At 65.9% G+C, this 26,570-nt stretch carries 20 protein-coding genes; 8 read left to right on the top strand and 12 right to left on the bottom strand.

The window, feature by feature from the left end:
• Nucleotides 1–222: 222 nt before the first annotated feature.
• The 4 genes from P7L68_RS06130 to P7L68_RS06115 form a co-directional block, all read right to left on the bottom strand.
• Nucleotides 223–720 (bottom strand): CarD family transcriptional regulator, encoded by a 498-nt coding sequence (locus P7L68_RS06130; protein WP_014746569.1) that lies wholly within the window; start codon nucleotides 718–720, stop codon nucleotides 223–225.
• Nucleotides 721–1,173: 453 nt separating this feature from the next.
• Nucleotides 1,174–1,512 (bottom strand): ferredoxin FdxA, encoded by a 339-nt coding sequence (gene fdxA / locus P7L68_RS06125; protein WP_014746570.1) that lies wholly within the window; start codon nucleotides 1,510–1,512, stop codon nucleotides 1,174–1,176.
• Between the two features lie 248 nt (nucleotides 1,513–1,760).
• Nucleotides 1,761–2,210, bottom strand: a complete 450-nt coding sequence (locus tag P7L68_RS06120) for an RNA-binding S4 domain-containing protein (protein WP_372003504.1) — start codon at nucleotides 2,208–2,210, stop codon at nucleotides 1,761–1,763.
• Nucleotides 2,207–4,849: a helicase-related protein gene (locus tag P7L68_RS06115; protein ID WP_372003503.1), complete on the bottom strand. Its 2,643-nt coding sequence runs from the start codon at nucleotides 4,847–4,849 to the stop codon at nucleotides 2,207–2,209. The genes P7L68_RS06120 and P7L68_RS06115 overlap by 4 nt, the downstream gene beginning before the upstream one ends.
• A gap of 245 nt (nucleotides 4,850–5,094) precedes the next feature.
• Between P7L68_RS06115 and htpG the strand changes: the two genes are divergently transcribed.
• Nucleotides 5,095–7,041 carry a molecular chaperone HtpG gene (htpG, locus tag P7L68_RS06110; RefSeq protein WP_372003501.1) on the top strand — a complete coding sequence of 649 codons (1,947 nt, stop codon included), beginning with the start codon at nucleotides 5,095–5,097 and terminating at the stop codon, nucleotides 7,039–7,041.
• On the opposite strand, the gene P7L68_RS06105 is transcribed toward htpG, so the two are convergent.
• The gene (locus P7L68_RS06105; RefSeq protein ID WP_372003499.1) at nucleotides 7,029–8,606 is read right to left on the bottom strand and encodes an MFS transporter; all 1,578 of its coding nucleotides are present in this window, start codon (nucleotides 8,604–8,606) and stop codon (nucleotides 7,029–7,031) included. The two genes, htpG and P7L68_RS06105, sit on opposite strands and share 13 nt — an antisense overlap.
• Before the next feature lie 231 nt (nucleotides 8,607–8,837).
• Entirely contained in the window at nucleotides 8,838–11,540 is a 2,703-nt protein-coding gene (gene acnA / locus P7L68_RS06100; protein WP_372003497.1) for an aconitate hydratase AcnA, read from the bottom strand.
• A gap of 833 nt (nucleotides 11,541–12,373) precedes the next feature.
• On the opposite strand from acnA, the gene P7L68_RS06095 reads away from it, so the two are divergent.
• The 7 genes from P7L68_RS06095 (at nucleotide 12,374) to P7L68_RS06065 (ending at nucleotide 20,817) form a co-directional block, all read left to right on the top strand.
• Nucleotides 12,374–13,171, top strand: a complete 798-nt coding sequence (locus tag P7L68_RS06095) for an ABC transporter ATP-binding protein (RefSeq protein ID WP_372003495.1) — start codon at nucleotides 12,374–12,376, stop codon at nucleotides 13,169–13,171.
• Complete coding sequence (locus P7L68_RS06090; RefSeq protein WP_372003493.1) at nucleotides 13,171–15,099, top strand: long-chain fatty acid--CoA ligase; 1,929 nt, start codon at nucleotides 13,171–13,173, stop codon at nucleotides 15,097–15,099. Before P7L68_RS06095 ends, P7L68_RS06090 begins: the two co-directional genes overlap by 1 nt.
• Nucleotides 15,100–15,196: 97 nt before the next feature.
• On the top strand, nucleotides 15,197–16,090 hold the full coding sequence (locus P7L68_RS06085; protein ID WP_372003491.1) for a branched-chain amino acid ABC transporter permease: 894 nt from the start codon (nucleotides 15,197–15,199) through the stop codon (nucleotides 16,088–16,090).
• 10 nt (nucleotides 16,091–16,100) lie between these two features.
• Nucleotides 16,101–17,171: a branched-chain amino acid ABC transporter permease gene (locus P7L68_RS06080; protein ID WP_372003489.1), complete on the top strand. Its 1,071-nt coding sequence runs from the start codon at nucleotides 16,101–16,103 to the stop codon at nucleotides 17,169–17,171.
• Nucleotides 17,172–17,328: 157 nt separating this feature from the next.
• Nucleotides 17,329–18,561: an ABC transporter substrate-binding protein gene (locus P7L68_RS06075; protein ID WP_372003487.1), complete on the top strand. Its 1,233-nt coding sequence runs from the start codon at nucleotides 17,329–17,331 to the stop codon at nucleotides 18,559–18,561.
• A gap of 94 nt (nucleotides 18,562–18,655) precedes the next feature.
• Nucleotides 18,656–19,507 (top strand): ABC transporter ATP-binding protein, encoded by an 852-nt coding sequence (locus P7L68_RS06070; RefSeq protein WP_372006989.1) that lies wholly within the window; start codon nucleotides 18,656–18,658, stop codon nucleotides 19,505–19,507.
• Nucleotides 19,508–19,575: 68 nt separating this feature from the next.
• Nucleotides 19,576–20,817, top strand: coding sequence for a phenylacetate--CoA ligase family protein (locus P7L68_RS06065; RefSeq protein ID WP_372003485.1), 1,242 nt, complete (start codon nucleotides 19,576–19,578; stop codon nucleotides 20,815–20,817).
• A 129-nt stretch (nucleotides 20,818–20,946) separates the two neighbouring features.
• On the opposite strand, the gene P7L68_RS06060 is transcribed toward P7L68_RS06065, so the two are convergent.
• From P7L68_RS06060 to dctP, 6 genes are all read right to left on the bottom strand, one after another.
• A complete protein-coding gene (locus P7L68_RS06060) occupies nucleotides 20,947–21,672 on the bottom strand; it encodes a ribonuclease activity regulator RraA (RefSeq protein WP_372003483.1) in 726 nt (241 codons plus the stop codon).
• Between the two features lie 14 nt (nucleotides 21,673–21,686).
• On the bottom strand, nucleotides 21,687–23,417 hold the full coding sequence (araD, locus tag P7L68_RS06055; protein WP_372003481.1) for an L-arabinonate dehydratase: 1,731 nt from the start codon (nucleotides 23,415–23,417) through the stop codon (nucleotides 21,687–21,689).
• Nucleotides 23,418–23,422: 5 nt separating this feature from the next.
• Nucleotides 23,423–23,587, bottom strand: coding sequence for a hypothetical protein (locus P7L68_RS06050; protein WP_372003479.1), 165 nt, complete (start codon nucleotides 23,585–23,587; stop codon nucleotides 23,423–23,425).
• Between the two features lie 10 nt (nucleotides 23,588–23,597).
• The gene (locus P7L68_RS06045; protein ID WP_372003477.1) at nucleotides 23,598–24,914 is read right to left on the bottom strand and encodes a TRAP transporter large permease subunit; all 1,317 of its coding nucleotides are present in this window, start codon (nucleotides 24,912–24,914) and stop codon (nucleotides 23,598–23,600) included.
• Nucleotides 24,904–25,425 (bottom strand): TRAP transporter small permease subunit, encoded by a 522-nt coding sequence (locus P7L68_RS06040; protein WP_372003475.1) that lies wholly within the window; start codon nucleotides 25,423–25,425, stop codon nucleotides 24,904–24,906. The genes P7L68_RS06045 and P7L68_RS06040 overlap by 11 nt, the downstream gene beginning before the upstream one ends.
• Before the next feature lie 79 nt (nucleotides 25,426–25,504).
• Nucleotides 25,505–26,527: a TRAP transporter substrate-binding protein DctP gene (dctP, locus tag P7L68_RS06035; protein WP_372003473.1), complete on the bottom strand. Its 1,023-nt coding sequence runs from the start codon at nucleotides 26,525–26,527 to the stop codon at nucleotides 25,505–25,507.
• Between the last annotated feature and the right edge of the window lie 43 nt (nucleotides 26,528–26,570).

Below are 26,570 nucleotides of genomic sequence, written 5' to 3'. Positions count from 1 at the left end.
GCCGTCTCCCGTCGTCCTTGCGCCGAGCTTTTGCCTTGTTGCCCTGGATCTACGCGGTCAGGCAGGCGACGGATCACCTCCCCTGCAGGAAAAACACGGCCGGAAGCGATTTGGATGCAGGCCGGTCGTTTTTTTTCGACAGCCGGGAGAGCGGCACAAAAAAACCGCCCGGCCATCAAGGCCGGGCGGTTCAGAACAAGATCGCCGTAGAACTGACGACCGTCAGGCAGCAGCGTCGAGCAACGTCTCAAGCTTGATCGCCGCAGTCTTCAGGTCCAGCTGCTCAACGGCCGCGTATTCGCGTGCCAGCCGGTCGAGCGCCAGCTGATACATCTGACGCTCGCTGTAGGACTGTTCGGCCTGATCGCCGGTGCGATGCAGATCGCGGACCACTTCCGCGATCGAGGTCGGGTCGCCCGAATTGATCTTGGCCTCGTATTCCTGAGCGCGGCGGCTCCACATCGCGCGGCGGACGCGTGCCCGGCCCTTCAGCGTGTCGAGGGCAGTGGTCATCTCGACCATCGTCGAGAGCGCCCGCATGCCGGCCTTCTCAGCCTTGATCACCGGCACCTTCAGCGTCATCCGATCGTCGTCGAAGCGGATCACATAGAGTTCGAGCGGCATGCCCGCGATCTCCTGTGCCTCAACCGCTTCGATCTTGCCGACGCCGTGCGCCGGATAGACGACCATGTCGCCGGTACCGAACCTCTTCTTCGCCATGGCTCCGCTTCCGTTCTGACGAACCGCTCCCGCAGGGGCCGCCGTGCAAGCCTCTCCCGCCGCAGCCATCCAGAGGCGGCCCGGCAGGGTCGGCGGAAAAACCACCCCTGGCGCTCACAACCTTGTAAGCGCCCGGGCATGCTGCAACGCGGCGATGCCGCTTCGGGAGGACGAGACGGCCGGGGGCTCGCGCTCCGGGCCGCGGGACTCATTTTGCCGATGACGATCGGGGCCCGATTGCCGGCTCCGCTGAAGGGAACCATCCTCAATCGGGCTCTGGAGACCCGCCAAGGGTCTCGGACTCGTCATCCTGGTGCAAAAATGAAGATAACATGACGGGCTTACGAGATAAAGCCCCGCGCACATGCGTCGAGCGCATGTGCGCGGGGCCTGATCCGCATGGCCGGGGCTGAACGGGTGAAGGTGTCCGCGCGCCGGGAAGAACTTGCGATGTCAGCCCTGCTGGCCGGGCTTGTCGCTGAAGTGATTTGCAAGCTTGTCGGGAACGCCGTTCCATTCATCGGCATCAGCCGGAGCATCCCCCTTGCGGCTGATGTTCGGCCAAAGCTCGGCATACTTGCGATTCAGCTCGGCCCACTGCTCCAGACCATCGTCACTGTCGGGCTTGATCGCCTCAGCGGGGCATTCCGGCTCGCAGACACCGCAATCGATGCACTCGTCGGGATGGATCACCAGCATGTTCTCGCCCTCGTAGAAACAATCCACGGGGCACACCTCGACGCAGTCCTGATACTTGCACTTGATGCAGTTGTCGACGACCACGTAGGCCATGATTGCTGCTCTCCTCGGAACACGTTCGGCGGCGTAGGACGGCATGCGGAGCGGCAGTCGTCGGACGGCGCATCATTTTACAACCGGCACTTGCGTTATCGCAGTGCGGTCCTGTCTTCTGACGCAACCATACTCAATCCGCAGCGCCGGAAAAGTCCTTTGTGGAAGCATTTTTCCGGCCGATCCGCAACAGCGAATGTGGTCGCATGCCGGATCACCGTCGGATTGCGTGTCGACCGTATGGCCTTTCAGGCCGGTACGCCCGCAGCTTCGGCAAGCATCGGCGCCGACGGCGCCACCGGCCGCAGATCCGTATACAGCCCCCTCGCCTCGTCCGCAGGCCCCCGCCGCTCTGCCAGCCGCGCCACCTGCACCACCCGGATCCGGTTGCCCCAAGAGAAGGTCAGGATGTCCCCCGGTTTCACCATCTGGGCCGCCTTGGTGACCGGCATCCGGTTGAGCCGGATCAGCCCGTCGGCACAAAGCCGGGCCGCCTGAGTGCGTGACTTGTAGAAGCGCGCGCACCAGAGCCATTTGTCCAGGCGCTGGCGGCCGGCTTCGACGCCCCCGGCTTCGACACATGTCGTATCGGCAGCGTCATCGGTTGGCAGGGCCGTGGCAAGGCCAACGGTACCCTTGTCGGAAAGGCGGTTGCGGTGGGGATGGTCGGTCTGGTCCGTGGCAGGCCTCTGGGTCATCGGCTGGCACCTCTGCGGATACGTGCGGAGCCTTGAGACGATGGCCGCCCGCCGCGCTCCCGCGCGGATGCGGCCGGAGATCCGGCACCCTGAACCAGGGCACCGAGCTTGGCGAAGGGATTGCCGGGGTCGACAGCTGGAGCCGGGGCCGCGGCAGGCCGGGCCGGCTTGCGGCTGCGATGCGGCTTGCGCGCGCGCTCGCCACGTGCCGGCAGTACCGTCATCCGTCCATCCTCGGCCAGCCGGACCTGATGGCCCAGAGCGGCCAGCAGGGCAGGCGCTTCTGCCTGAGGGCAGCCGAGCGGTGCCAGAAGGCCGGGCTCGACCGGAAACCCGTCACGCGCGTCACGCAGGCCGGCCCGGATGCCGGCATCCAGCCGCTCGATCATATCGACCCGCACCGCCCGTGGGCCGGCTGCAAGATATCCCGCCCCGGCCAGAGCGCGGACGGCGCCTGTTGCGTCGGGCAGAGAAAGCGAGGTTCGCACCCCATCGGCCGCCTCGGGCAGAGGGCTGCCGTATCGCGCCGCCAGAAACGGCCGCCGCATCCGGATCCGCGCCGGTTCGAACAGCGGCTTGAGATACAGCCAGCGCCGGCCGAGCCGGACGCCGAACCGGGCAAGGCGCTGGCGCTGGTCGGCGTCGAGACCGGCAACCAGATCGGCTGCCGCCTCCGCCGGCGCGACGCCGCCGCCTTCGACCAGCCGGAAGGCGATGCCGCGCGCCGCGCCCTTGAGGGCCGCCGTCTCCAGCCGCATCAGTGGCTCGTCGGCCTCGGCGGCACGGGCGGCCAGGACCGTCTCAACCCGGCGGACCAGATCGGCCGTGGCCTCCGTCGGAAGATGGTCGCGATGGGGCAACACCAACTTCGGCCGACCATCGGGCTCAGCGCCCAGTCTGCCGAGCACCGCACCTTCCACGGTGACGACAGGGGCGTCCTCCGGCTCTTCGACCAGCGCCACCACCGGGCTCAGATCATCGCGGGCCGCCAGCCGGGCGAAGCGCGCCTCCAGGAAGCGCCGGATGGCCTTGCGCACCCGGTCCCGCACGGGGCGGATCTCAAGCAGCCCCGCCGCCTCTCCCGTCGGCCGGAAATCGAAACCGTCGAGCCGGCCCACCTCGCGGCCGTCGAGCTCCACCGCGCCGTCATGGGCAACCACCGGCTCCACCGCCCGCCAGGCTTCGGCCTGGCGGCTGGCACGGGCCATGTCGCGATCGACGAAGCGCTGGGTCAACCGATCATGGAGCGCATCCGACAGCCGGTCCTCGATCCGCCGGGCCTGCAGCTGGAATTCACCCGGATCCGCCAGCCAGCCGGGGCGGTTGGCGACATAGCTCCAGGTGCGGATCCGTGCCAGCCGCTCGGTCAACCGGTCGAGATCGCCATCGACCCGATCGAGCCGGGCCAGATTCTCGCCAACCCAGGCCCCAGGCAGCCGCCCCTCCCGCTCGGGTTGGGTCAGATGGAGGAACAGCCGGCGCAGCAGGCCGACATGGGCTGCCCCTACCGCCGCATGAAAATCCGGGACGCGACAGACCTCCCAGAGCAGCTTGACGGCCTCATAGCCGCAGGCACGGGCCATCAGCTCCGGCTGGCGCGCCATATGGGCAAGCGCCAGATGATCTTCCGCCGGCGGGGCGGGGGCCAGCGCATCCAGATGCGGCTGGACCTCCAGACTGCGCAGCAGGGCATCGACACTGCGGAAATCAAGCTCACGCGACCGCCAGAACAGCCGGCGCAGCGGCTGAAAATCGTGATCCTCGATCGCCTCGACCAGATCGGGCGACAGCCCGCCGATCTCGGCGGTGGTGCCGAAGCTGCCATTGCGCAGATGGCGGCCGGCCCGGCCGGCGATCTGGGCCAGTTCCTGCGCCGTCAGCGGCCGGAGGTCGCGGCCGTCGAATTTGCGGGTGGCCGCAAAACAGACATGGTCGACATCCAGATTGAGCCCCATGCCGATCGCATCGGTCGCCACCAGGAAATCGACCTCGCCCTCCTGGTACATCTCGACCTGGGCATTGCGAGTGCGGGGGCTCAGCGCGCCCATCACCACCGCCGCACCGCCCCGCTGACGGCGCATGATCTCGGCGATGGCATAGACGTCGGCAGCCGAGAAGGCGACAATTGCGGTCCGTGGTGGCAGGCGGGTCAGACTCTTGGCGCCGGTATAGACCAGTTTCGACATGCGCGGCCGGCTGTCGATCTCGATGCCTGGCAGCAGACGGCGCATCAGCGGCGCGATCGTCTCCGCCCCCAGAAACATGGTCTCGGCGAAGCCGCGGGCATGGAGCAGACGGTCGGTGAAAATATGGCCACGATCCGGGTCGGCCGCGAGCTGGATCTCGTCGACGCAGAGGAATTCCACGCCCAGATCCAGCGGCATGCTCTCCACCGTGCACAGGAAATAGCGCGCCTCCGGAGGCACGATCTTTTCCTCGCCGGTGATCAGCGCGACCTTGTCAGCCCCTTTTGCCCGAGCCACCCGGTCATAGACCTCGCGGGCCAGAAGGCGCAGGGGGAAACCCATCATGCCCGTGCGATGCGCCAGCATCCGCTCCACGGCAAGATGGGTCTTCCCCGTATTGGTGGGGCCCAGCACCGCGCGCAGCCGTGCCGACCCTTCGGGCGCAATCGTCATAGGAAAAGAATCGTACGGCTGCGCTTCCGGTTCAAGTGCGGATCTGCGACGGAATGAAGACAGCGGGATGACGCAAGCCGTTCCATGACCGGGAGGGTGTGGCCACGCCCTTGATCCGTGACAGACCGCACATATATCGGGCAGGCTTTCGCGCCACCCGTGCATGCCTGACCGCTCATGGCCGGCCGCGCATACCGGCCGGCCTTCACCCTTTCATCATTGCCCTGCCGAACGGACCTGATCCCATGGCTGAAGCCCTCGACACTGAAGAGACCCGCGTGTTCGATGCCGATGTCGGCCGCATCCTCGACATCGTCGCCCATGCCCTCTACAGCGAGCGCGAAGTCTTCCTGCGCGAGCTGATCGCCAATGCCGCAGATGCCTGCGACAAGCGCCGATTCCTGGCGCAGACCGACGAGGCTCTGGCGGAAGGGGCCGGTGATGCTGCGGTGACCCTGGTGCCGGATGCCGGCGCCCGGACCCTCACCGTCTCGGACACCGGCGTCGGCATGAACCGCGACGAGCTGATCGCCAATCTGGGCACCATCGCCCGTTCTGGCACGGCTGAATTCGCAAAGAAGCTCTCGGGCGACGCGGCGAAGGACGGCAGCCTGATCGGCCAGTTCGGCGTCGGCTTCTATTCGGCCTTCATGGTCGCCGACGAGGTGGTGGTGGAGACCCGCAGGCTGGGTGAGGCGCAGGGCTGGCGCTGGACGTCGGATGGCCGCGGCGGCTACCGGATCGAGGCCATCGCCCGCGATACCGTCGGCACCGACGTCATCCTGCACCTCAAGGAGGATGCGTCCGAGTTCCTCGATCCCTGGCGGCTGAAAGCGGTGGTCAAGCGCTGGTCCGACCATCTCGCCCTGCCGATCCGGCTGGACCCGCGCAGGGCTGAGGGCGGCAAGGAAGACGAGGGTATCGAGACCATCAACGCCGCCCAGGCGCTGTGGACCCGGCCCAAGGCGGAGATCGAGCCCGAGACCTATACCGCCTTCTATCGCGACATTTCCCATGCCTTCGATGAACCCTGGGCGGTGATCCACAACCGCAACGAAGGCACAATCGAATACACCAACCTGCTGTTCATCCCGAGCGAGCGGCCGGCCGATCTCTACGAGCCGGAGCGCAAGCCGCGTCTGCGGCTGCATGTCCGGCGGATGTTCATCACCGACGATTGCGAGGCCCTGCTGCCCGGCTGGCTGCGCTTCCTGCGCGGGGTGGTCGACAGCGCCGACCTGCCGCTGAACGTCAGCCGCGAGATGCTGCAGAACACACCGCTGCTGACCAAGATCCGTCAGGGTCTGGTGAAGCGCGTGCTGGGCGAACTCGAGTCGCGGGCGAAGTCCGATGCCGAGGCCTATGCGAGGTTCTGGGACGCCTTCGGCGCCGTGGTGAAGGAAGGCCTGTACGAGGACTTCGAGAACCGGAATCGGCTGCTGGGCCTTGCCCGCTTCCGGTCGACCGCCGTCGACGGCTGGACCAGCCTCGCCGACTATGTCGCCCGCATGAAGCCCGAGCAGAAGGCGATCTATGTGATGGTGGGCGACAGTGTCGATGCGGCGCGGGTCAGCCCGCAGCTTGAAGGCTTCAAGGCCCGCGGGCTGGAGGTGCTGCTGCTCGGCGACCCGATCGACGGCTTCTGGACCATGATCGCGCCCGATTTCGACGGCAAGCCGATCCGCGCCGTGGGCCGCGTCGCCGACGACGAACTCGCGGCCTTCCCCAAGGTGGATGCAGACGGCAAGGCGGCGCCCGAGACCAAGGACGAGGCCGCCGAAGGTGAGGCCGGCATCGACGGTGCCGCTCTCGCCGATCTGATCGGGCGGGCGCTGGGTGACCGGGTGCGGGCGGTGCGGCCCTCGGCCCGGCTGGTCGACAGCCCGGCCTGCCTGGCCGCCGGCAGCGACGGGCCGGATCCGGCGCTGGAGCGTCTGCTGGCGCGTTCGGGACGCGGTGGCCCGGTGCGGGCGCCGATCCTTGAGATCAACCCCGACCATGCCCTGCTGAAGGCCCTGAAGGGTCTGGCGGCCGAGGCCGGCGAGGATGCGGCCGCCCGCGCCGCCGCTCTTGCCGAGCCGGCCGAGCTGTTGCTCGATCAGGCGCGGCTGGCCGAAGGCGAGGCACCAGCCGATCCCGCCGCCTTTGCCCGCAGGCTGGCCCAGCTGATGACCCGGGCTTACCGGGCCTGATCATCCTTCGGCGCGGAGGCATCCGCACCATCCCGATCCGGGGCCGCCGATCCGTCGGTGGCCCTTTTTTCGTTGTCGGGGCCCCCTCCTTCCTCGTCGGAAATCGCCTTGCGGGCCGATTCGGCAAACCTGTCGGTCGTTTCCCTGGGAACATCGCCGTTCCGCAGGACCACCGCTTCGGGAACGACGACGGGCTCGACGGCAGATTCTGCCGTTGCGGCAGCCATCATCGCCTCGTCGCTTTCAAGCGGCGACTCGGCGCCCGAGATGTCTGTCGCCATCACCGTGACCGCCGGGGTAGTGCGGGGCGAGACCACGGCCGGCGTCTTGGCACTGGCGGGCACCTGCGGCCGGATTCGGGCACGATAGAGGGCGAAGGCCGCCAACCCCGCTCCGGCCAGCACTGCCCAGGCGAAGAGGCCCGAGGGGCCGACAAGGCTCATGATACCCGAGGCCATAATCGGGCCGATCGCCGAGCCGAGCCCGCCGCCCAGCACCAGCCCGCCGGCGGCGGCAATCATCCGACCCGGCTCGACCAGGTCGTTCACATGGGCGGTGGCAACGGGATAGAGCGCATAACCGGCACCACCAACGATCACCGCACCGATGAACAGCAGCCAGATCGCCGTGCCTTCCGGAATGATGCCGGCAAGGAGTCCCGACCCTGCCAGCACACCGTCAGCAGGCGTTTCAGCCTGCGGCATGCCCCCGGCACCGGCCATCACCACCAGGCTGCCGATGGTCACCATGATCGCCGCCCCGGCCAGAACCCGGCGACGATCGATGCGGTCCGACAGCCAGCCCACCGGCCATTGCAGGAAAAGCCCGCCCAGAAAGACCGTGGCGACGAAAGCCGAGACGCCGGCCGTGTCCAGACCGATGCCGCGCGCGAACACGGCCCCCATACCACCCTGGATACTGCCGATGATCAGCCCGCTGGACACCACCGCGGCAAGGCCGAGGGGAGAGACCCGCCAGAGCGAGAGAAGCCCCAGCCGGGGCGCCGCATGGATCTCGGGCGTCAGGCTGCGGGTCAGGGCCAACGGCACCAGCGCCAGCGACAGCGCCATGGCGGCGAGCGCATAGAGCAGCGGCATCCGCACGTCTTCCAGCGTCAGCAGGAACTGACCGCCGGCGAGTGCCAGGTTGAGCGAGATGATATAGGCCGAGAGCACCTTGCCGCGGGTCTGGTTGGTGCTGGCCGAGTTGAGCCAGCTTTCCGCGGTCATGAACAGCGCTGCCATGCAATAGCCGGTAACGACACGCAGCAGTGCCCAGCCGACCAGATCCAGAAAGAAGCCGAGCGACAGGATCGCCACCGAGCCGATCGCCGCAAAGGCCGAAAAGGCCCGGATATGCCCGACCCGCACGATCACCCGCTGGGCCGTGGCGGCACCGATGATCCAGCCCACGAAATGGGCTGCACCGACCAGGCCGATGGCGATCGTGCTGACCCCTTCGACGGCAAGCCGGAGGCCCACCAGCGAAGAGAGCATGCCGTTGCCCAGCTGGGCGATGGCGATGCTGAGCAGCACCGCGGCGACTGAGGCGAGAACCGTGCTCATCGGATGAAAATTCCGGCCGTGAACCTCCGGCCGTCCTGTCTGGCGGAAAAGGGCGGCACCGGCGCGCCGGTGAAGCGCGGAGATCCGGTGAGATGACACAGGGTCAGTAAACCACGCGGCGCCCGACCATGCCACCCGCGGCCCGCCAGGGGCGGGAATTATCGCTGAAACGACACACGCCCCGGCGCCAGAAGCGCCGGGGCGTGTGAGGAGCTGCGCGCTGAGGCCGGATCAGGCCTGGCCGCTCGCGATGCGGCGCAGCACGTAGTGCAGGATGCCACCGTTCTTGTAGTACTCGAGCTCGTCGAGGGTATCGATGCGGCAGACCAGCGGCGCCTCGACCACCTCGCCATTGGCGCGGGTGACCTTGAGGGTCAGCGCCTGGCGCGGCTTCAGATCGTTGCCGAGGCCGACGATGTCGAAGGTCTCGGTGCCGTCGAGGCCGAGCTTCGCCCGGTCCCAGCCCTCACCGAAGACCAGCGGCAGGATGCCCATGCCGACCAGATTCGAGCGGTGGATGCGCTCGAAGCTCTCGGCGATGACGCCTTTCACGCCCAGCAGCATGGTGCCCTTCGCCGCCCAGTCGCGCGACGAACCGGTGCCGTATTCCTTGCCGGCGACCACGACCAGCGGGGTGCCGGCATCGATGTAGCGCATGGCCGCATCATAAATGCTGAGCTGTTCGCCGGTCGGGATATGGCGGGTGTAGCCGCCCTCGACGCCCGGGACCATCTCGTTGCGGATGCGGACATTCGCGAAGGTGCCGCGCATCATCACCTCGTGGTTGCCGCGACGGGCACCGTACGAGTTGAAGTCGGCCGGGGCCACGCCATGCTCGGTGAGATAGCGGGCGGCGGGGCTGTTCTTTGCGATGTTACCGGCCGGCGAGATGTGGTCGGTGGTGACGCTGTCGCCCAGGATGGCGAGCGCGCGGGCACCGTTGATCGGCGCGATCTCGTCGGACGCCACGGGCGACATGCCGTCGAAATAGGGCGGCATCTTGACGTAGGTCGACTTGTCATCCCACTCGTAGGTCTCGCCTTCCGGCGCCTGAATGGCCTGCCAGGCGGCGTCGCCCGAGAACACGTCGGCATATTCGCCGCGGAACATCTGCGAGGTGATGACCGAGCGGACGGTCTCGCGGATCTCGGCCGAGGTCGGCCAGATGTCGCGCAGATAGACCGGGGTGCCGTCCTTGTCGTGGCCGAGCGGCTCATTGTCGAGATCGACCAGAACCGAGCCCGCGATCGCATACACCACCACCAGCATCGGGCTGGCGAGGTAGTTTGCGCGCACGTCCGGGTTCACGCGGCCTTCGAAGTTGCGGTTGCCCGACAGCACCGAGGTCACGACCAGATCATTGGCATTGACGGCCGCCGAGATCGGCTCGGCCAGCGGGCCGGAATTGCCGATGCAGGTGGTGCAGCCATAGCCGACCAGGTTGAAGCCGAGCGCGTCGAGCGCATCCTGCACGCCGGCGGCGCGCAGATACTCGGTCACGACCTTGGAGCCCGGGGCGAGTGAGGTCTTGACCCAGGGCTTCACCGTCAGGCCGCGCTCGACCGCCTTCTTCGCGACCAGGCCGGCACCGAGCATGACGTCGGGGTTCGACGTGTTGGTGCAGCTGGTGATCGCGGCGATGGCGACATGGCCGTGCGTCAGCTTGTAATCGGCGCCGGCGACCTCGGCGACGGCGTCGGCGGCGGTGCCCTTGTTCTTGGTCAGCGTCGGCAGGCTCTCGCGGAACGAGGCCGGCACGGTCGAAAGCGGCACGCGGTCCTGCGGGCGCTTCGGACCGGCGAGCGAGGGCTCGACCGTCGACATGTCGAGTTCGAGGGTGTCGGTGAACACCGGATCCGGCGAACCGGCCTCGCGCCACATGCCCTGGGCCTTGGCATAGGCCTCGACCAGCGCCACGGTCTCGTCGTCACGGCCCGACAGGCGCAGATAGTTCAGCGTCTCGCCGTCGATCGGGAAGAAGCCGCAGGTCGCGCCATATTCCGGCGCCATGTTGGCAATGGTCGCACGGTCGGTCAGGACCATGTTGTCGAGGCCTTCGCCATAGAACTCGACGAACTTGCCGACCACGCCCTTCTTGCGCAGCATCTGAGTGACGGTCAGCACGAGGTCGGTGGCGGTGGTGCCTTCCTTGAGCTTGCCGGTCAGCTTGAAGCCGATCACCTCGGGGATGACCATGCTGACGGGCTGGCCCAGCATCGCGGCCTCGGCCTCGATGCCGCCCACGCCCCAGCCCAGAACCGCCAGGCCGTTGACCATGGTGGTGTGGCTGTCGGTGCCGACCAGCGTATCGGGATAGGCGACGGTGCGGCCGTCTTCCTCGGCGGTCCACACGGTCTTCGCCAGATATTCCAGGTTCACCTGGTGGCAGATGCCGGTTCCCGGAGGAACGACGCGGAAGTTGTTGAACGCGCCCTGACCCCAGCGCAGGAACGAATACCGCTCGGCATTGCGCTCCATCTCGAGGTCGACGTTCTCTTCGAACGCGGTCGACGTGCCGAAGCGGTCGACCTGCACCGAGTGGTCGATCACGAGGTCGACCGGCGAGAGCGGGTTGATGCGGTTCACGTCGCCGCCGAGCTGCTTCATCGCCGCGCGCATGGTGGCGAGGTCCACGACCGCCGGCACGCCGGTGAAGTCCTGCATCAGCACGCGGGCCGGACGATAGGCGATCTCGTGATCGCTCTTGCGGTCCTTCACCCAGGCGACGAGAGCCTTGACGTCGGCGTCGGTGACGCTGCGGCCGTCCTCGTAGCGGAGCAGGTTTTCAAGCAGCACCTTGAGCGAGAAGGGGAGCTGCGAAACACCCTCGAGGCCGGCGGCCTCCGCCTTGGGCAGGCTGAAATAGTCATACGCCTTACCGTCGACCGTCAGGGTCGAACGGGTGCTGAAGCTGTCAAGGCGGTTCGCTGTCACGACGACCTCTCCTCACGATGGACCTTGTCGCCTTGTCTTATCGACTGACGGGCATCGCGTTCGGGCGACGGGTGACGGGCCCGCCTCGCCGGCGGCCGCGTCACCTCGGGCCGGGGCGGGCGGCGGTCGGTGGACCGGTACCGGCATCGGAGAGGGGTCGGGTCGGACGGCGGACAGACGGGCGTCCGCCGCGGCCATCCTGTTGCGGGCTTTCCCGAACCCCGAGGGTCACGGGCGGGTGCACCGCAAACGGACGTCGCGGCGTCGATGCCGCGTTCGCGCGCCGTGATAGCAGGGATCGCCCGGAAAGTCCACGAAAACCGCCGCATTGCACGATGGTCGGGGGTGGACTGGACCGCCGCCGCAACGCGGCGCCACCGTTGCCGTCGACGCATCTTGAGGCGATCACACCCCCCTTTGTTCCGGCCGTTGCACCGCTTCTTCATCCCGCGTGTCTCACGCCGGGCGGAGCGGACACCGGCAGGCAAGCTCAAGTTCGCGTGTGAGATCATCGACTATGCCGCACTGCACCACGAAGGCCACAGCTCCCCATCCCCCAGTATGATAACGGTGTTATTGAAATATTGCTGGGTTTGCTTTCGTAACTTTGGCAAACAGACACTCGTCGCGCCACTTGGGATTTGACCCCCGGGCCAGCGTGATGATGTAATGTCATGACAAAACGGCATGACAAAACAAAGAACGAGGCGCAGCCGCCGCAGCTTCCGCAACCGGTCTGGCATCCAGGGATGCCGGGGAGGACCGGGCGGAACCGATGGATGGACACCGGGAGCCGTTGCCCGTCGCGCCCCATACAGGGAGACCCGAGGCCCATGGGCGAACAGACCCCGCTCCTGGAGGTCAAGGACGTATCGTTGCGATTCGGCGGCGTGCGCGCCCTGACCGAGGTCAGCTTCCACGTCCGGCCCGGCGAGCTGTTCTCGATCATCGGGCCGAACGGTGCCGGCAAGACCTCGATGCTGAACTGCGTGTCGGGCCGCTACACGCCCACCGAGGGCCGCATCCTGTTCGAAGGCCGCGACGTGACCGGGCTGTCGCCCAACCACCGCGCGGCCCTCGGCATCGGCCGGACCTTTCAGAATCTCGCACTTTTCGGCCACATGTCCGTGCTCGACAACATCATGGTCGGCCGGCATCACCTGCTGAAGAACAATATCCTCACCGGCTCGCTCTACTGGCTGGGCGGCGCCCGCCGCGAAGAGCTGGAACACCGCCGTGCGGTGGAAGACATCATCGATTTCCTCGAGATCGCCCATGTCCGCCGTGCCACGGCGGGCCAGCTGTCTTATGGCCTGCGCAAGCGGGTGGAGCTGGCACGGGCAATCGCCCTCAGACCCAAGCTGCTGCTGCTCGACGAGCCGATGGCGGGCATGAACCTTGAAGAAAAAGAGGACATGGCCCGGTTCATCATCGACCTCTCCGAGGAATGGGGCATGACCATCATCATGATCGAGCACGACATGGGGGTGGTCGCCGACATTTCGCACCGGATCATGGTGCTCGATTTCGGGCGCAAGCTTGCCGAAGGCTCGGCCGAGGACGTGCTCAACGACGAGCACGTCAAGAAGGCCTATCTCGGCGAGGATGACGACGAAGAGGCGGTGGCGTGATGTCCCAGCAATTCCCCGATTTCACGGTCCACGACACGCTGCCGAAGCTGCTCGCGCACAACGCCGCCACCCACGGATCCGAGGTGGCCCTGCGGGAGAAGGAATTCGGCATCTGGAACGAGTTCACCTGGTCCGACTACAACGACCGGGTGCGCGAGATGGCGCTCGGTCTGATCTCGCTCGGCGTCACCCGTGGCGAGGTGGTGGCGATCCTGTCCAAGAACAGGCCCGAAGCTCTCTATGGCGAGATCGCGATCCATGCCCTGGGCGGCATGAGTCTCGCGATCTATCAGGACGCCATGTCGAGCGAGGTGGCCTATCTGCTCAACTATGCCGGTGCCCATGTGGTGCTGTGCGAGGATGAAGAGCAGGTCGACAAGCTGCTGGAACTCGATGACGAGATCCCGACGGTGCGCACCATCGTCTATGCCGATCCGCGCGGCATGCGCAAATACGACGACCCGCGGCTGAAGGACCTGGCCGAGGTCTATGAGCTCGGCCGGGCACTGCACAGCCGCGACCCCGACCGTTATGCGCGGGAAGTGGCTGCCGGCAAGGGTGACGACGTCGCGATCCTCTGCACCACCTCCGGCACGACGTCGAACCCCAAGATGGCCATGCTGCAGGGCGGTCGCTTCCTCGAACACTGCGCGCGCTATCTGATGGTCGACCCCAAAGGTCCGACCGATGACTACGTCTCCGTGCTGCCGATGCCCTGGATCATGGAGCAGATCTACGCCGTGGCTCAGCCGCTGATCTGCCGGATCCGGGTCAATTTCGTCGAAGAACCCGAGACGATGATGGCTGATCTGCGCGAGATCGGGCCAAGCTTCGTGCTGCTGGCACCGCGGGTCTGGGAGCAGATCGCCGCCGATGTTCGCGCCCGGATGATGGAGAGCACGCCCCTCAAGAATGCGCTCTATGATTTCGGCATGAAGCGGGCGCTGAAGGCGCTGGAGCAGGGCCGCCGGTCGAAACTCGCCAGTTTCGTGGTGCTGCGGGCACTGCGTGACCGGCTCGGCTTCTCGAACCTGAAATCGGCAGCGACGGGCGGTGCGGCACTCGGTCCCGACACCTTCAAGTTCTTTCAGGCGCTGGGTGTGCCACTGCGTCAGATCTATGGCCAGACAGAAACCGCCGGCGCCTATACCGTGCATCTGGCCGACGATGTCGACATGAACACGGTCGGCAAGCCCTTCCCGGGCGTGGAAATCAAGATTGTCGCGCCCGACGAAAATGGCGTGGGCGAGATCGTCGCCCGTCATGACGGCCTGATGGCCGGCTACTACAGGAATGAGAAGGCGACGACCGAAGATCTGCGCGACGGCTGGATGTATTCCGGCGATGCCGGATATTTCGACAAGAAGGGCCATCTGGTCGTCATCGACCGCATCAAGGACATCGCCGAAACCGCGAACCGGGTGCGCTTCTCGCCCCAGTTCATCGAGAACAAGCTCAAATTCTCGAGCTTCATCGGCGAATGCGTTGTACTGGGCAACCAGAAACCATTCATCTCGGCGATCCTGTGCATCCGGTATTCGGTCGTCTCCAAATGGGCCGAGCAGCGGGGCATCGCCTTCACCACCTATACCGACCTTTCGGCGCGGGCGGATGTCTATGATCTGCTGCGTCAGGAAGTGGAGCGGGTGAACGAGACCCTGCCCGAGGCCCAGCGCATCCGGCGCTTCCTGCTGCTCTACAAAGAGCTGGACGCCGATGACGGCGAACTGACCCGCACCCGCAAGGTGCGGCGCAACGTCATCAACGAGCGCTATGGCCGGATCATCGACGCGATCTACGACGGCCGCGACGACATCGACATCGATACGACCATCACCTTCCAGGACGGCAAACAGGCACGGATCCAGACGGTTCTGCGCATCGTCGACCTGGGGGCACCAGTGGTACCGCTGCGCAAGGCGAGCTGACCGCTCCGTCCTGCCGTTTCGGGCCCGCTGCGGCCCCAGGTTTCCGCCCGGAGGGGCCGCACTGCCGGCCCTGCGCAAGCGAGGAGCTTTCCGCGCCATGACGTCTTCACTGTTCGTACAACTTCTGGTCAATGGGCTGATCGTCGGCACGCTTTACGGCGTGGTCGCGATGAGTTTCGTGCTGATCTACAAGGCCTCCCAGATCGTCAATTTCGCGCAGGGCGAATTCCTGCTGATCGGCGCCTGGGTGTGCTGGTGGATCATGACCGATCTGCAGCTGCCCTTCTTCTGGTCCTTCCTCTTTACCCTCGCCTTCATGGTGGTATTCGGCATCCTGCTTCAGGTGGTCGTCCTGCGACCACTGATCGGCGAGCCGATCATCTCGGTGATCATGGTGACGATCGGTCTCTCGATCTTCTTCCAGGCGATGATGAAGTGGATGTTCGGCGTGTTCGTACAGCCCTTCCCGCCGATCTTCGAGACCAGTTCCGTCACCATTCTGGGGCTGCAGGTCCAGACCGCCTATGTCATGAGCCTGGTGATCTCGCTGATCGCGATGGGTCTTTTCGCCTGGTTCTTCAAGTTCTCCAAGATCGGCCTCGCCATGCGGGCCACCGCCTTCAACCAGCAGGTCGCCCAGTCGCTGGGCGTGTCGGTGAAGCAGATGTTCGCCATCTCCTGGGCGATTTCGGCGGTGGTCTCGGCGCTGGCCGGTGTGGTGGTCGGCATCGTCAACGGCGTCTCGGCCGGCCTGTCGCTCTTCGGCTTCAAGGTGTTCCCGGCGGTGATCCTGGGCGGACTCGACTCGATCATCGGTGCGGTCGTGGGCGGTCTGATCATCGGCGTGCTCGAAAACATGGCCGAATATGTCGATGGCCAGTTCCTGCATGTGGGCAACCTCTACGCGGTCGCACCCTTCTACGTCCTGATCATCATCCTGATGATCAAGCCCTACGGGCTCTTCGGCACCAAGAACATCGAGCGCGTGTGAGGCCGGATCCATGAGCAGCATGTCCCTCCGCCCCTGCGGCGACTACCGGACCTCCTACGCCAAGGACACCACGATCTTCCCGACAAAGTGGTCGCGGAACTTCGCGATCCTGGGGCTGATCCTCGCAGCACTCTTTCCGCTGATCGCCAGCCAGTACCATATGAATCTGGCGATCACGATCGCCATCTACGGCATCGCCGCCCTCGGCCTGAACATCCTGGTCGGCTTCACGGGCCAGATCTCGCTCGGCCATGCCGCCTTCTTCGGCTTCGGCGCCTTCTCGTCTGCCTTCCTCAACAACACCTATGGTGTACCGGTGGTGCTCGCCATCCCGCTCGCCGGGCTCATGACCACGGCGGTCGGCCTGATCGTCGGCATCCCGGCAGCGCGGATCAAAGGTCTCTATCTCGCGATCGCGACGCTGGCTTCGCAGTTCATCCTGCAGGATTTCTTCTCGCGGGCGGACTTCTTCACCGGCGGTTCGGCGGGTGCACTCGCCCAGTCCTTCTCGCTGTTCGGCTGGGAAGCCTATGGCGAGCACAACTTCTACTACGTGGCGCTCGTCTTCATGGTGATCTGCTTCCTGCTGGCCACCAACATGCTGCGCTCCCGCGATGGCCGGGCCTTCGTGGCGGTGCGCGACCACTACCTCTCGGCCGAGGTGATGGGCGTCAACCTCACCAAGTACCGGCTCATGTCCTTCGGTGTCAGCTCGTTCTATGCCGGCATCGCGGGCGCGCTCTACGGCCACTATCTGGGCTTCGTCTCGGTCGAAAGCTTCACCATCCTGCTGTCGATCCAGTTCCTGGGCATGATCATCATCGGCGGCCTCGGCTCGGTGATGGGCACACTGATGGGCACCGCTTTCATGGTGCTGTTGCCCGAGGTTCTGGAAGGTGTCGTGTCGGCCATGAACGGTGCCGGACTGATCGGCGCCTCGTTCATGACCAATGTCGCCTTCCTCAAGGAGGCTGCGATCGGTCTGGTCATCGTCCTGTTCCTGATCTTCGAACCCGACGGGCTCGCCCATCGCTGGCGGCAGATCAAGGCCTACTGGAAACTCTATCCGTTCTCGTACTGACCCGTTGCCGTCGCGGCCCCGGCCGCGACGGGACCCGGCCCCGGCGGGCCCGGATCTCGCGCCCTGCGTGCATGCACCCCGCCCGCCCCATCCGCAGCCGACAACGGCTGCGACTGAAGACAAGAACGAAGCATTCCGCTTCTTCAGGGAGAGACACATGTCCAGGAAGACTCTGACCGGCGCGTTCGCCGCCATCCTGGTCGCCGGCACCGCCTCGGCGGCGATCGCGGCCGACGACATCAAGATCGGCAATCTGGTGGACTACACCGGTGCGACCTCGACGGTCAGCAAGCCGTTCTCGGAAGGCAAGATCGACGCCTTCAACTGGATCAACGCCCATGGCGGCATCAACGGCAAGAAGATCACCCTCGATACCGTCGACTATTCCTATCAGGCGCCGCGTGCCATCGCCGCCTACAAGCGCTGGGTGTCGGAATTCGGTGCGGTCGCAATCGCCGGCTGGGGTACTGCGGATACCGAAGCTCTGGTCGGCTTCCTGGCCAAGGACGAGATGCCCTATTTTTCGGGCTCCTACTCCGCCCATCTGACCGATCCGACCGGCAAGTCCAATGTCGTCAAGGCACCGGCCCCCTACAACTTCTTCTACAACGTGTCCTATTCCGATGCGCTGCGCGGCATGCTGCAGTGGGCGGCTGAGGACTGGAAGAAGCAGGGCAAGGAAGGCAAGCCCAAATACGTTCATATGGGTGACAATCACCCGTATCCGAATGCCGCCCGCAAGGCGGGTGAGGAATACGCCAAGGAGTTGGGCTTCGACATCCTGCCGGCGATCCAGTACTCGCTGGCTCCGGCCGACTTCAAGGCGCAGTGCCTGACGCTGAAGGAATCCGGCGCCAACTATGCCTATCTGGGCAACACTGCCGGCTCCAACATCTCGCTGCTGAAGAGCTGCGAGACCGTCGGCGTCGACGCCCAGTTCATGGCCAATATCTGGGGCTTCGACGAGAGCGCCGCCGAAGCCGCCGGTTCGGCCGCCAACGGCGTGGTCTGGGTGGTGGGCTCCGCCACCTGGCAGGATGATGCCCCGGGCATGAAACTGGTGCACGAGATCGCCGGCGGTGACGGCTATCGCGCGGTCCACTATGTCCGCGGCGTCTGCACCGCCTTCTATATGAAGGAGGCCATGGAGTGGGCCGACAAGAATGGCGGCGTCACCGGGCCGAACATCAAGCAGGGCATGTACCAGAAGACCGACTGGGTGCCAGCCGGCCTGGAAGGCGTGTGCTTCCCCTCCACCTGGACGCCCGAGGACCATCGCGGGACGATCGACATGTATGTCTATCAGGGTGAGGTGAAGGACGGGAAGTTCGCCATGAACCGCCTGGCCGAAACCCGGATCGACCGCCGTCCCGAGTGGCTGGGCTGGTGATCCGACGGGACCTGTCTGCCGCGTCGCCGCGGCGGACGGGTCCTCCCCTCTTCCCGACCCGACCACTCTTTCCTGCACGAGACCTCGCATGTCGATGACCCAGACCGCCACATCCGGCCCCCGGCCCGGCACCGGCACCCGCCCCGCTGCGGAAGCCGAGCCGATCCTGACCGTCAACAACATCGAGGTCGTCTACAACGACGTGATCCTGGTGCTGCACGGCGTGAGCCTGAACGTGCCCCAGGGCCAGATCGTGACCCTGCTCGGCGCCAACGGCGCCGGCAAATCGACCACGCTGAAGGCCATATCAGGTCTGCTCAAGAGCGAGGATGGCGAGATCACCCGTGGTGACGTTACCTTCATGGGCGAGAAGATCAGCGGACTTGAGCCCCAGGAAATCGTCAAGCGCGGCCTGTTCCAGGTAATGGAGGGCCGGCGTGTGGTCGAAGACATGACCGTCGCCGAAAATCTGCGCCTGGGGGCCTATACCCGCCGTGACAGCGGGGTAAAGGCCGATATCGAAATGGTCTATCACTACTTCCCACGCCTCAAGGAGCGGACCGGGCTTTCCGGTTATCTTTCGGGCGGCGAGCAACAGATGCTGGCGATCGGCCGCGCGATGATGGCACGCCCCAAGCTGATCCTGATGGATGAGCCGTCCATGGGTCTGTCGCCACTGCTTGTGAAAGAAGTCTTCTCGATCATCAAACAGATCAATGAAGAGCAGGGCATGACCATTCTGCTGGTCGAGCAGAATGCCCGTCAGGCCCTCAAGCACGCTTCCTACGGCTACATCATGGAGAACGGCAAGATCGTGCTCGACGGCAGCCGCGACGATTTGATGGGCAACGAGGACGTGAAGGAATTCTATCTCGGCACCGGTGGCGGTGAACGCAAGTCGTTCAAATCGATCAAGTCGTTCAAGCGCCGCAAGCGCTGGCTCTGATCGCCGGCCACCTCTCCCGCAACCAGACACCGACGGGCGCCCGCCGCCCCCGCATCCGGTACAGGACGATGACCGACAGCATCCATTACGACGACCGTGAGACCATGGATCCCGAGCGGCGGGAGGCGGGACTGTTCGCACGGCTGCCGGCGCAGATCGCCCTCGCCAAAGCCAAAGCCCCGGCCATGGCCCGGCTGCTGGCCGGGGTGGACGCCCCCGCAATCCGGGATCGCACAGCCCTAGCCACGCTGCCCGTGCTGCGCAAGTCCGAACTGACCTCGCGCCAGGCGGCGGAACCGCCTTTCGGCGGTCTCAACGCCGAGGCGCCGGGGGAACTCGCCCATCTCTTCATGTCCCCCGGGCCGATCTACGATCCCCAGGGCTCGGGGCCGGATCCGTTCCGCTTTGCCCGCGCCTGCTGGGCAGCGGGTTTCCGACCCGGAGACGTGGTGCACAACACGCTCGCCTACCACTTCACACCCGGCGGCTGGATGTTCGACACCGGCGCCCGGGCCGTCGGCTGCGCGGTGATCCCGGCCGGCGGCGGCAATACCGAGCAACAGCTGGCGGCCATCGCCCAACTGAAGCCCACCGCCTTCACCGGCATGCCTTCCTTCCTGAAGCTGCTGCTGGAGCGGCAGGAAGAGGCCGGGCAAGCCGTCACCATCACCAAGGCCCTGGTCACCGGTGAAGCGCTCACCCAGACGCTGCGGCAGGAACTGGGCCGGCGCGGCGTGACGGTGGGCCAGGTCTACGGCACGGCGGATCTGGGCCAGATCGCCTATGAGGGACCGGCCTCGGAAGGCATGATTCTGGACGAGGATCTGATCGTCGAGATCGTCCGCCCCGGCACCGGCGATCCGGTCCCGGAGGGCGAGATCGGCGAGGTGGTCGTCACGACCTTCAGCGGCACCTATCCGCTGATCCGCTTCGCCACCGGCGACCTTTCAGCTTTCATGGCCGGCACCAGCCCTTGCGGCCGCACGGGAATGCGTCTGCGCGGATGGCTGGGCCGGGCAGACCAGACCACCAAGATCCGCGGCATGTTCGTCCATCCGGGGCAGGTCGCCCAGGCGCTGAAGGCGGTGGGCGGCGTCTCGCGCGCACGGCTGGTGGTCACCAACCCCGAAGGCCGGGACACGGCTGTCCTGCGCTGCGAGGTGCCCGAAGTCGATGCCGCCGGCCTCGCCGGCCGGCTGGCCGATGCTTTCCGTACGGCGGCCAATCTGCGCGCCGAGGTGGAGCTGGTAACCCCAGGCGCCCTGCCCGGTGACGGCAAAGTCATTGAGGATGCCCGCGTCTATGATTGAAGCGGGCTCGTATCCGAATTGAGTGAGCCTTCCTTTCCATCCTCCCGCGGCCCATCTCGCGGGGCCGGCCCAGGGCCGCGCCCCGCGTTTTTTTGAGGGAATGGATGAGGGCCGGGGCACCAGCCGGGCTCACCGCCCGGTCGTCTGCCGCCAGATTTCATAGGCATCGAGTGAGTCCTGTTTCGTCGCCGGATAGAGGCCGATGATCGCCGCCCCCGCCTTCACCCGCTCCAGCACGAAATCCTCGTAGCTCTCCATGGCCGTGGATTCCTCCGCCAGCTCGTCGGCAAGATGGGCCGGGATCACCATCACCCCATCGGCATCACCGACCAGCACGTCGCCGGGGAAGACCGCGACGTCGCCGCAGGCGATCGGCCCGTCGATCTCGATCGCTTCGTGCAAAGTCAGGTTGGTGGGTGCCGAGGGACGGGCATGATAGGCCGGCATATCCAGCCGGCCGATGCCCTCGGCGTCCCGGAAACCGCCATCGGTGACGATGCCGGCGCAGCCGCGCATCTGGAGCCGGGTGACCAGGATCGAGCCGGCCGATGCGGCGCGCGCATCCTTGCGGGCATCGATCACCAGCACATGGCCCGGCGGGCAGGTCTCCACCGCCACACGCTGCCTGTGCTCCGGATCGCGGAAGACCGTGATCGGGTTGCGATCCTCCCGGGCGGGAATGTAGCGGAGCGTGAAGGCCGGGCCGACCATGGTCAGGCCCTTCCAGGCCACTGGCAATGCTCCCTGAATGAACTGGTTGCGCAGGCCGCGCTTGAACAGCGCGGTCGCGAGCGAAGCGGTCGAGACACGGGCAAGCTTCGCGCGTGTCTCGTCCTTCAACGGATATCCGGTCATCTGACGGCCTGCCTTCAATAGATCACGGGTTCGTCGACGGGCGCCCCGAAGGACGTTTCCAGATAGTCGAAATCGCAACCCTTATCGGCCTGCTGAATGTGATTGGTGAACATCCAGCCCCAGCCGCGATGGAAGCGCGGCGGCGGCGGAGTCCAGGCCGCCCGGCGCCGGGCGATCTCGTCATCCTCGACCAGCATGTCCAACCGGCGGCCGGGCACGTCGAGGCGCACGATATCGCCGGTCCGCAGCAAAGCGAGCGGCCCGCCGACATAGGATTCCGGCGCCACATGCAGCACGCAGGCACCGAACGACGTCCCCGACATCCGGGCGTCCGACAGCCGCACCATATCGCGGCAGCCCTGCTTCAGCAGCGCCCTGGGCATCGGGATCATGCCCCATTCGGGCATGCCCGGCCCGCCCTTGGGGCCGGCATTGCGTAGCACCAGCACGGCATCGGGCGTGATGTCCCAGTCCTCGTCGTCCAGCTTCTCCTTCAGTTCGGGATAGCTGTCGAAGACCATGGCCGGCCCTTCATGGACCAGGAATTTCGGGTCGCAGGCGACCGGCTTGATCACGGCACCGTCGGGGGCAAGATTGCCCTTCAGGACGGCGAGCGAGCCCTCGTGATAGATCGGATTGTCGACCGTGCGGATGACGTCGTCGTTCCAGACCTCGGCACCTTCGATCTCCTCGCCCAGCCTGCGGCCGGTGACGGTCAGGCAATCGCGGTGCAGCCGGTCCCCCAGCCGCGCCATCAGCGCCCGCAGGCCACCTGCATAGAAGAAATCCTCCATCAGATAGGTGGAGCCGGCCGGGCGGACATTGGCGATCACCGGGGTCACCCGGCTTTTGGCGTCCAGATCGTCGAGGGTGAGGTCAACCCCTGCCCGCCGGGCCATGGCGATCAGATGCACCACCGCATTGGTCGAGCAGCCGGTGGCCATGGCGACCGTCACCGCATTGTCGAAAGCCGCAGCGGTCAGGATCTTTGCCGGGGTCAGATCCTCCCAGATCATGCCGACGATCCGCCGCCCGCACTCCGCCGACATGCGGATGTGATTGGAATCAGCCGCCGGGATGGAAGAGGCACCCGGCAGGGTCAGGCCCAGGGCCTCGGCGATCGCCGTCATGGTCGATGCCGTACCCATGGTCATGCAATGGCCGTAGGAGCGCGCGATGCCCCGCTCCATGCCCTTCCACTGCGCCTCGGTGATGGTGCCGGCGCGGCGCTCATCCCAGTATTTGAAGGCATCCGAACCGGAGCCCAAGGTGCGCCCCTCCCAATTGCCGCGCAGCATCGGCCCCGCCGGCAGATAGATCGCCGGCAGCCCGGCCGAGATCGCGCCCATCACCAGACCCGGGGTGGTCTTGTCGCAGCCGCCCATCAGCACCACGCCGTCGACCGGGTGAGAGCGGATCAGCTCTTCGGTCTCCATCGCCAGCATGTTGCGATAGAGCATCGTCGTCGGCTTGACGTAATTCTCGCTGACCGACAGCGCCGGCAACTCAATCGGGAAGCCGCCGGCCTGGAACACGCCGCGCTTCACGTCGTCGACGCGCTGCCTGAAATGCTGGTGGCAGGGATTGATGTCGGACCAGGTGTTCAGGATCGCCACCACCGGCTTGCCCACCCAGTCCTGCTCGTCATAGCCCATCTGCAGGGTTCGGGAGCGGTGCCCGAAGCCGCGGAAATTGTCGGGCGCGAACCAGCGCGCCGAACGCAGCTCGTCATAGGTTCTGGTCATGGGGGTCATCCGGTGAAGACGAAGATCAGCCAGGTGAGGGCGCCGGCGGCGAGGGCGCCGATGATTTCGGGCCAGTTGCCGAAATCGAAGCCCTCGGCCGCTTCTTCCGCGGCGAAAGCGGCGGCGGTCACCGCCTCGTCCTGATCCTGGATCGGGTCGTGGGGTCGCATCGATGCCTCCTTATTCCACCAGCGAGGGTAGCCAGAGGGCGATGTCGGGGAAGGCCAGCACCAGCAGCAGGCCGACGATCTGCAGGGCGATGAACGGCATCACCGCGGCGAAGATCTCCTGCAGTTCGACATCCTTGGGCGCCACCGATTTCAGAAAGAAACAGGCCGGACCGAAGGGCGGCGACAGGTAGTAGATCTGGATGTTCATCGCGAACAGCACGCCGAACCAGACCGGGTCGTAGCCCAGATCCTGAACCACGGGTGCGAAGATCGGCACGGTGATGAACAGGATGGCGATCCATTCAAGGAAGGTGCCCAGCACCATCACGATCGCCATCATCACCACGATCACCCAGATCGGCGCGATGTCCAGCGAGGTGAGCATGCCGCGCAGGAAGTCGCCGCCACCGATCCGGTTGTAGATGCCGATCAGCGACACCGCCCCCAGCACCAGCCAGATGATCGAACCGACGGTGAGCGCCGTTCGCCGCATCGCGTCGCGGGTCATCGCCCAGGAAAGTTCACCCCGCACGGCTGCGACCACCAGCGCGCCGACCGCGCCGATTGCCGCCGCCTCGGTCACTGTGGCGACGCCGCTGTAGATCACCCCCAGCACCGCCATGATCAGCACGGCCGGCAGGACGGCCCCGTTCAGGAAGCGCAGGCGCTGCACGAAGGGCAGGCCCGTCTCGGGGATGTCGTAGATCGGCGCCAGCGAGGGGTTGAGCCGCACCCGCACCAGCACATAGGCGATGAACAGAGAGGCGAGCAGCAGCCCCGGCACAGCCGAAGCCGCGAACAGTTTCGTGATCGAGACCTGGGCGGCCAACCCGTAGACGATCAGCACCACCGAAGGCGGGATCAGGGTCGCCAGCGCACCGGCGGCACAGATGATGCCGATCGACATCTTGCGGTCATAGCCGAGGCGCAGCATCTGCGGCAGGGCAATCAGCCCCAGCATTACGATCTCGCCGCCCATGATGCCGCTCATCGCGGCCAGGACCACGGCCACCACCGTCGTCTGCACCGCGACCGAGCCGCGGAAACGCCCGCCCAGGATCGCCATGCTTTCGAACAGCGTATGCGCGATCCCCGACCGCTCCAGCACATTGGCCATGAACACGAAGAACGGTACGGCGATCAGTTCGTATTTGTGCAGAACCTCGGTGACATTGGCCGAAACGATGAAGAAGCCGGCACGTTCACCGAAATAGAGCACCGCCGTCACCAGCGACACCGTAAGCGTGGTGACGCCGAGCGGGATGCCGATCGCCATCAGAGCCAGCAGCCCCAGGACGATCAGGATGGTGATGATCTCAATGCCCACCGCCGTCTTCCTTCTCGGTCCCCTGGCACCAGCGGATCAGGTTGGCGAAGAGCTGCGCAACATAGAGCACGCACCCCGCCAGCAGCACGACCTTCAGGTAGCTGGGCTGAATGGAATTGAGTGCCGTGCCGGAATATTCCGGCCGCGCGATCACCCGCATGGCCGGGCTCCAGATCGCCAGGATCAGGCCGGTCACGGCGCCGATCGACACCAGGATCTGGATCAGGCGGAAGCGGCGCCAGAGCTTCGGGCCGACCAGGATTTCGAGCATGGTGATCGAGATGTGGCGGTTGCGCTCTGTAACATAACCGACCGAGAGCACCCAGGCCGTGGCACAGAGGGCCATGGTGACCTCGATCGACCAGCTGGTCGGATGATCGAAGCCATAGCGCATCACCACTTCCAGGGCCGAGAAGGCGATGCAGGCGAAGAGCAGCGACGCGCAGGCCTGGCCGGTGAAGACGCTCACCCGGTCCATGGCCGCGGCGCAGCAGGCGAAGAACCGTCTCATCGGGCCTCCCGCTGACGGAACTGAACCCAGGCCGGCCACGGCAGCCTCCGTATCGGGCGGTGCCGCGGCCGACCGGTGATCACTTCAGCAGGCCGATCTGCTTCATATAGGCCAGGTTGGCGTCCAGCGCCTCCTTGGCGAGCGGGCCCTTGGCTGCGAACTTTTCCCATTCGATGCGGGCGACATCGCGCAGCTTGTCGCGATCGGCCTGGGCCCAGTCGATCACCTCGACCTTGCCGGCAGCGGCATCCTTGGCGGCCAGCGCCGCATCCTGTTCGGCCACCACCCTCGTCAGATCGGCCATCGCCATATAGAACCAGTCGCGCAGCGCCTTGCGGTCGGCTTCCGAGAGTTTTTCCCATTTCTCCCGGTTGAACGAGAGCTGCATCGACGGCATCGAATGGATGCCGGGATAGAGCGGGTAGCGCGCGACGTCGTTCAGGCCGGTGCTGGCATTGTTCACATAGGCCGAGGCATCCGCCGCATCGACAATGCCCTTCTCCAGCGCGCCATAGACTTCCGAGAATGGAATCGAGACGGGGCTTGCGCCGGCCGCCTGGAACACCGCCGAGGCCAACCCCTCGGGCGCCCGGATCTTCTTGCCCTTCAGGTCCTCGAAGGTGCGGATCGGTACCCGCGCCGGCAAAGCCTCGCGGCTGTAGGGGGCGCAACCGACCAGATGGGCCTCGCCATCGGAAACCTCGTCCAGCGCCTTCTGCCAGACTGCCTCGCCCGGGCCGGTCTCGCAGAAGCCGGCCATCTGCTGGGGCGTGTCATAACCTGAGACGAGATCACCCAGAATGGCAAAGGCGGGCTCAAGCCCGGAGAAATAGTTGACCGAGGTCCAGTCACCGTCGATCACGCCCAACCCTACCGCATGGGGCGTTTCCTTGGCCGGCACCACCGAACCATTGGGGGTGAGGGTGATTTCCACCCGGCCGCCGGTCATTCCGGCGATCTTCGGCAGCCAGTGTTCGGTCAGATACTGGGTCGAGAAATCACCGGCATTGAACGACGTCTGGATGGTGTAGGTCGCGGCCGTGGCGGGCATCGCGACGGCGCAGGCAGCCAGGCCCGCGAGGGCCGTGATCGTCGGGCGCATTCCATATCCTCCCTGGGGCATCGAGGGTTTTGTCCACCTCGTT

The organism is Tistrella mobilis, from assembly GCF_041468085.1.
Classification (GTDB): domain Bacteria; phylum Pseudomonadota; class Alphaproteobacteria; order Tistrellales; family Tistrellaceae; genus Tistrella; species Tistrella mobilis_A.
The sequence above is the reverse complement of the archived record's forward strand: the minus strand, read 5'-3'. Positions and strand labels throughout refer to the sequence as shown.

Excerpts from the sequence above, each read along its gene's own strand:
- P7L68_RS06085 (WP_372003491.1), top strand. The coding sequence starts at position 15,197 with ATGACGTCTTCACTGTTCGTACAACTTCTGGTCAATGGGCTGATCGTC.
- htpG (WP_372003501.1), top strand. The coding sequence starts at position 5,095 with ATGGCTGAAGCCCTCGACACTGAAGAGACCCGCGTGTTCGATGCCGAT.
- P7L68_RS06075 (WP_372003487.1), top strand. The coding sequence starts at position 17,329 with ATGTCCAGGAAGACTCTGACCGGCGCGTTCGCCGCCATCCTGGTCGCC.
- P7L68_RS06060 (WP_372003483.1), bottom strand. The coding sequence starts at position 21,672 with ATGACCGGATATCCGTTGAAGGACGAGACACGCGCGAAGCTTGCCCGT.
- dctP (WP_372003473.1), bottom strand. The coding sequence starts at position 26,527 with ATGCGCCCGACGATCACGGCCCTCGCGGGCCTGGCTGCCTGCGCCGTC.
- P7L68_RS06040 (WP_372003475.1), bottom strand. The coding sequence starts at position 25,425 with ATGAGACGGTTCTTCGCCTGCTGCGCCGCGGCCATGGACCGGGTGAGC.
- P7L68_RS06050 (WP_372003479.1), bottom strand. The coding sequence starts at position 23,587 with ATGCGACCCCACGACCCGATCCAGGATCAGGACGAGGCGGTGACCGCC.
- P7L68_RS06080 (WP_372003489.1), top strand. The coding sequence starts at position 16,101 with ATGAGCAGCATGTCCCTCCGCCCCTGCGGCGACTACCGGACCTCCTAC.
- P7L68_RS06105 (WP_372003499.1), bottom strand. The coding sequence starts at position 8,606 with ATGAGCACGGTTCTCGCCTCAGTCGCCGCGGTGCTGCTCAGCATCGCC.
- fdxA (WP_014746570.1), bottom strand. The coding sequence starts at position 1,512 with ATGGCCTACGTGGTCGTCGACAACTGCATCAAGTGCAAGTATCAGGAC.
- P7L68_RS06065 (WP_372003485.1), top strand. The coding sequence starts at position 19,576 with ATGACCGACAGCATCCATTACGACGACCGTGAGACCATGGATCCCGAG.
- P7L68_RS06095 (WP_372003495.1), top strand. The coding sequence starts at position 12,374 with ATGGGCGAACAGACCCCGCTCCTGGAGGTCAAGGACGTATCGTTGCGA.
- P7L68_RS06115 (WP_372003503.1), bottom strand. The coding sequence starts at position 4,849 with ATGACGATTGCGCCCGAAGGGTCGGCACGGCTGCGCGCGGTGCTGGGC.
- araD (WP_372003481.1), bottom strand. The coding sequence starts at position 23,417 with ATGACCAGAACCTATGACGAGCTGCGTTCGGCGCGCTGGTTCGCGCCC.
- P7L68_RS06090 (WP_372003493.1), top strand. The coding sequence starts at position 13,171 with ATGTCCCAGCAATTCCCCGATTTCACGGTCCACGACACGCTGCCGAAG.
- P7L68_RS06120 (WP_372003504.1), bottom strand. The coding sequence starts at position 2,210 with ATGACCCAGAGGCCTGCCACGGACCAGACCGACCATCCCCACCGCAAC.
- P7L68_RS06130 (WP_014746569.1), bottom strand. The coding sequence starts at position 720 with ATGGCGAAGAAGAGGTTCGGTACCGGCGACATGGTCGTCTATCCGGCG.
- P7L68_RS06070 (WP_372006989.1), top strand. The coding sequence starts at position 18,656 with ATGACCCAGACCGCCACATCCGGCCCCCGGCCCGGCACCGGCACCCGC.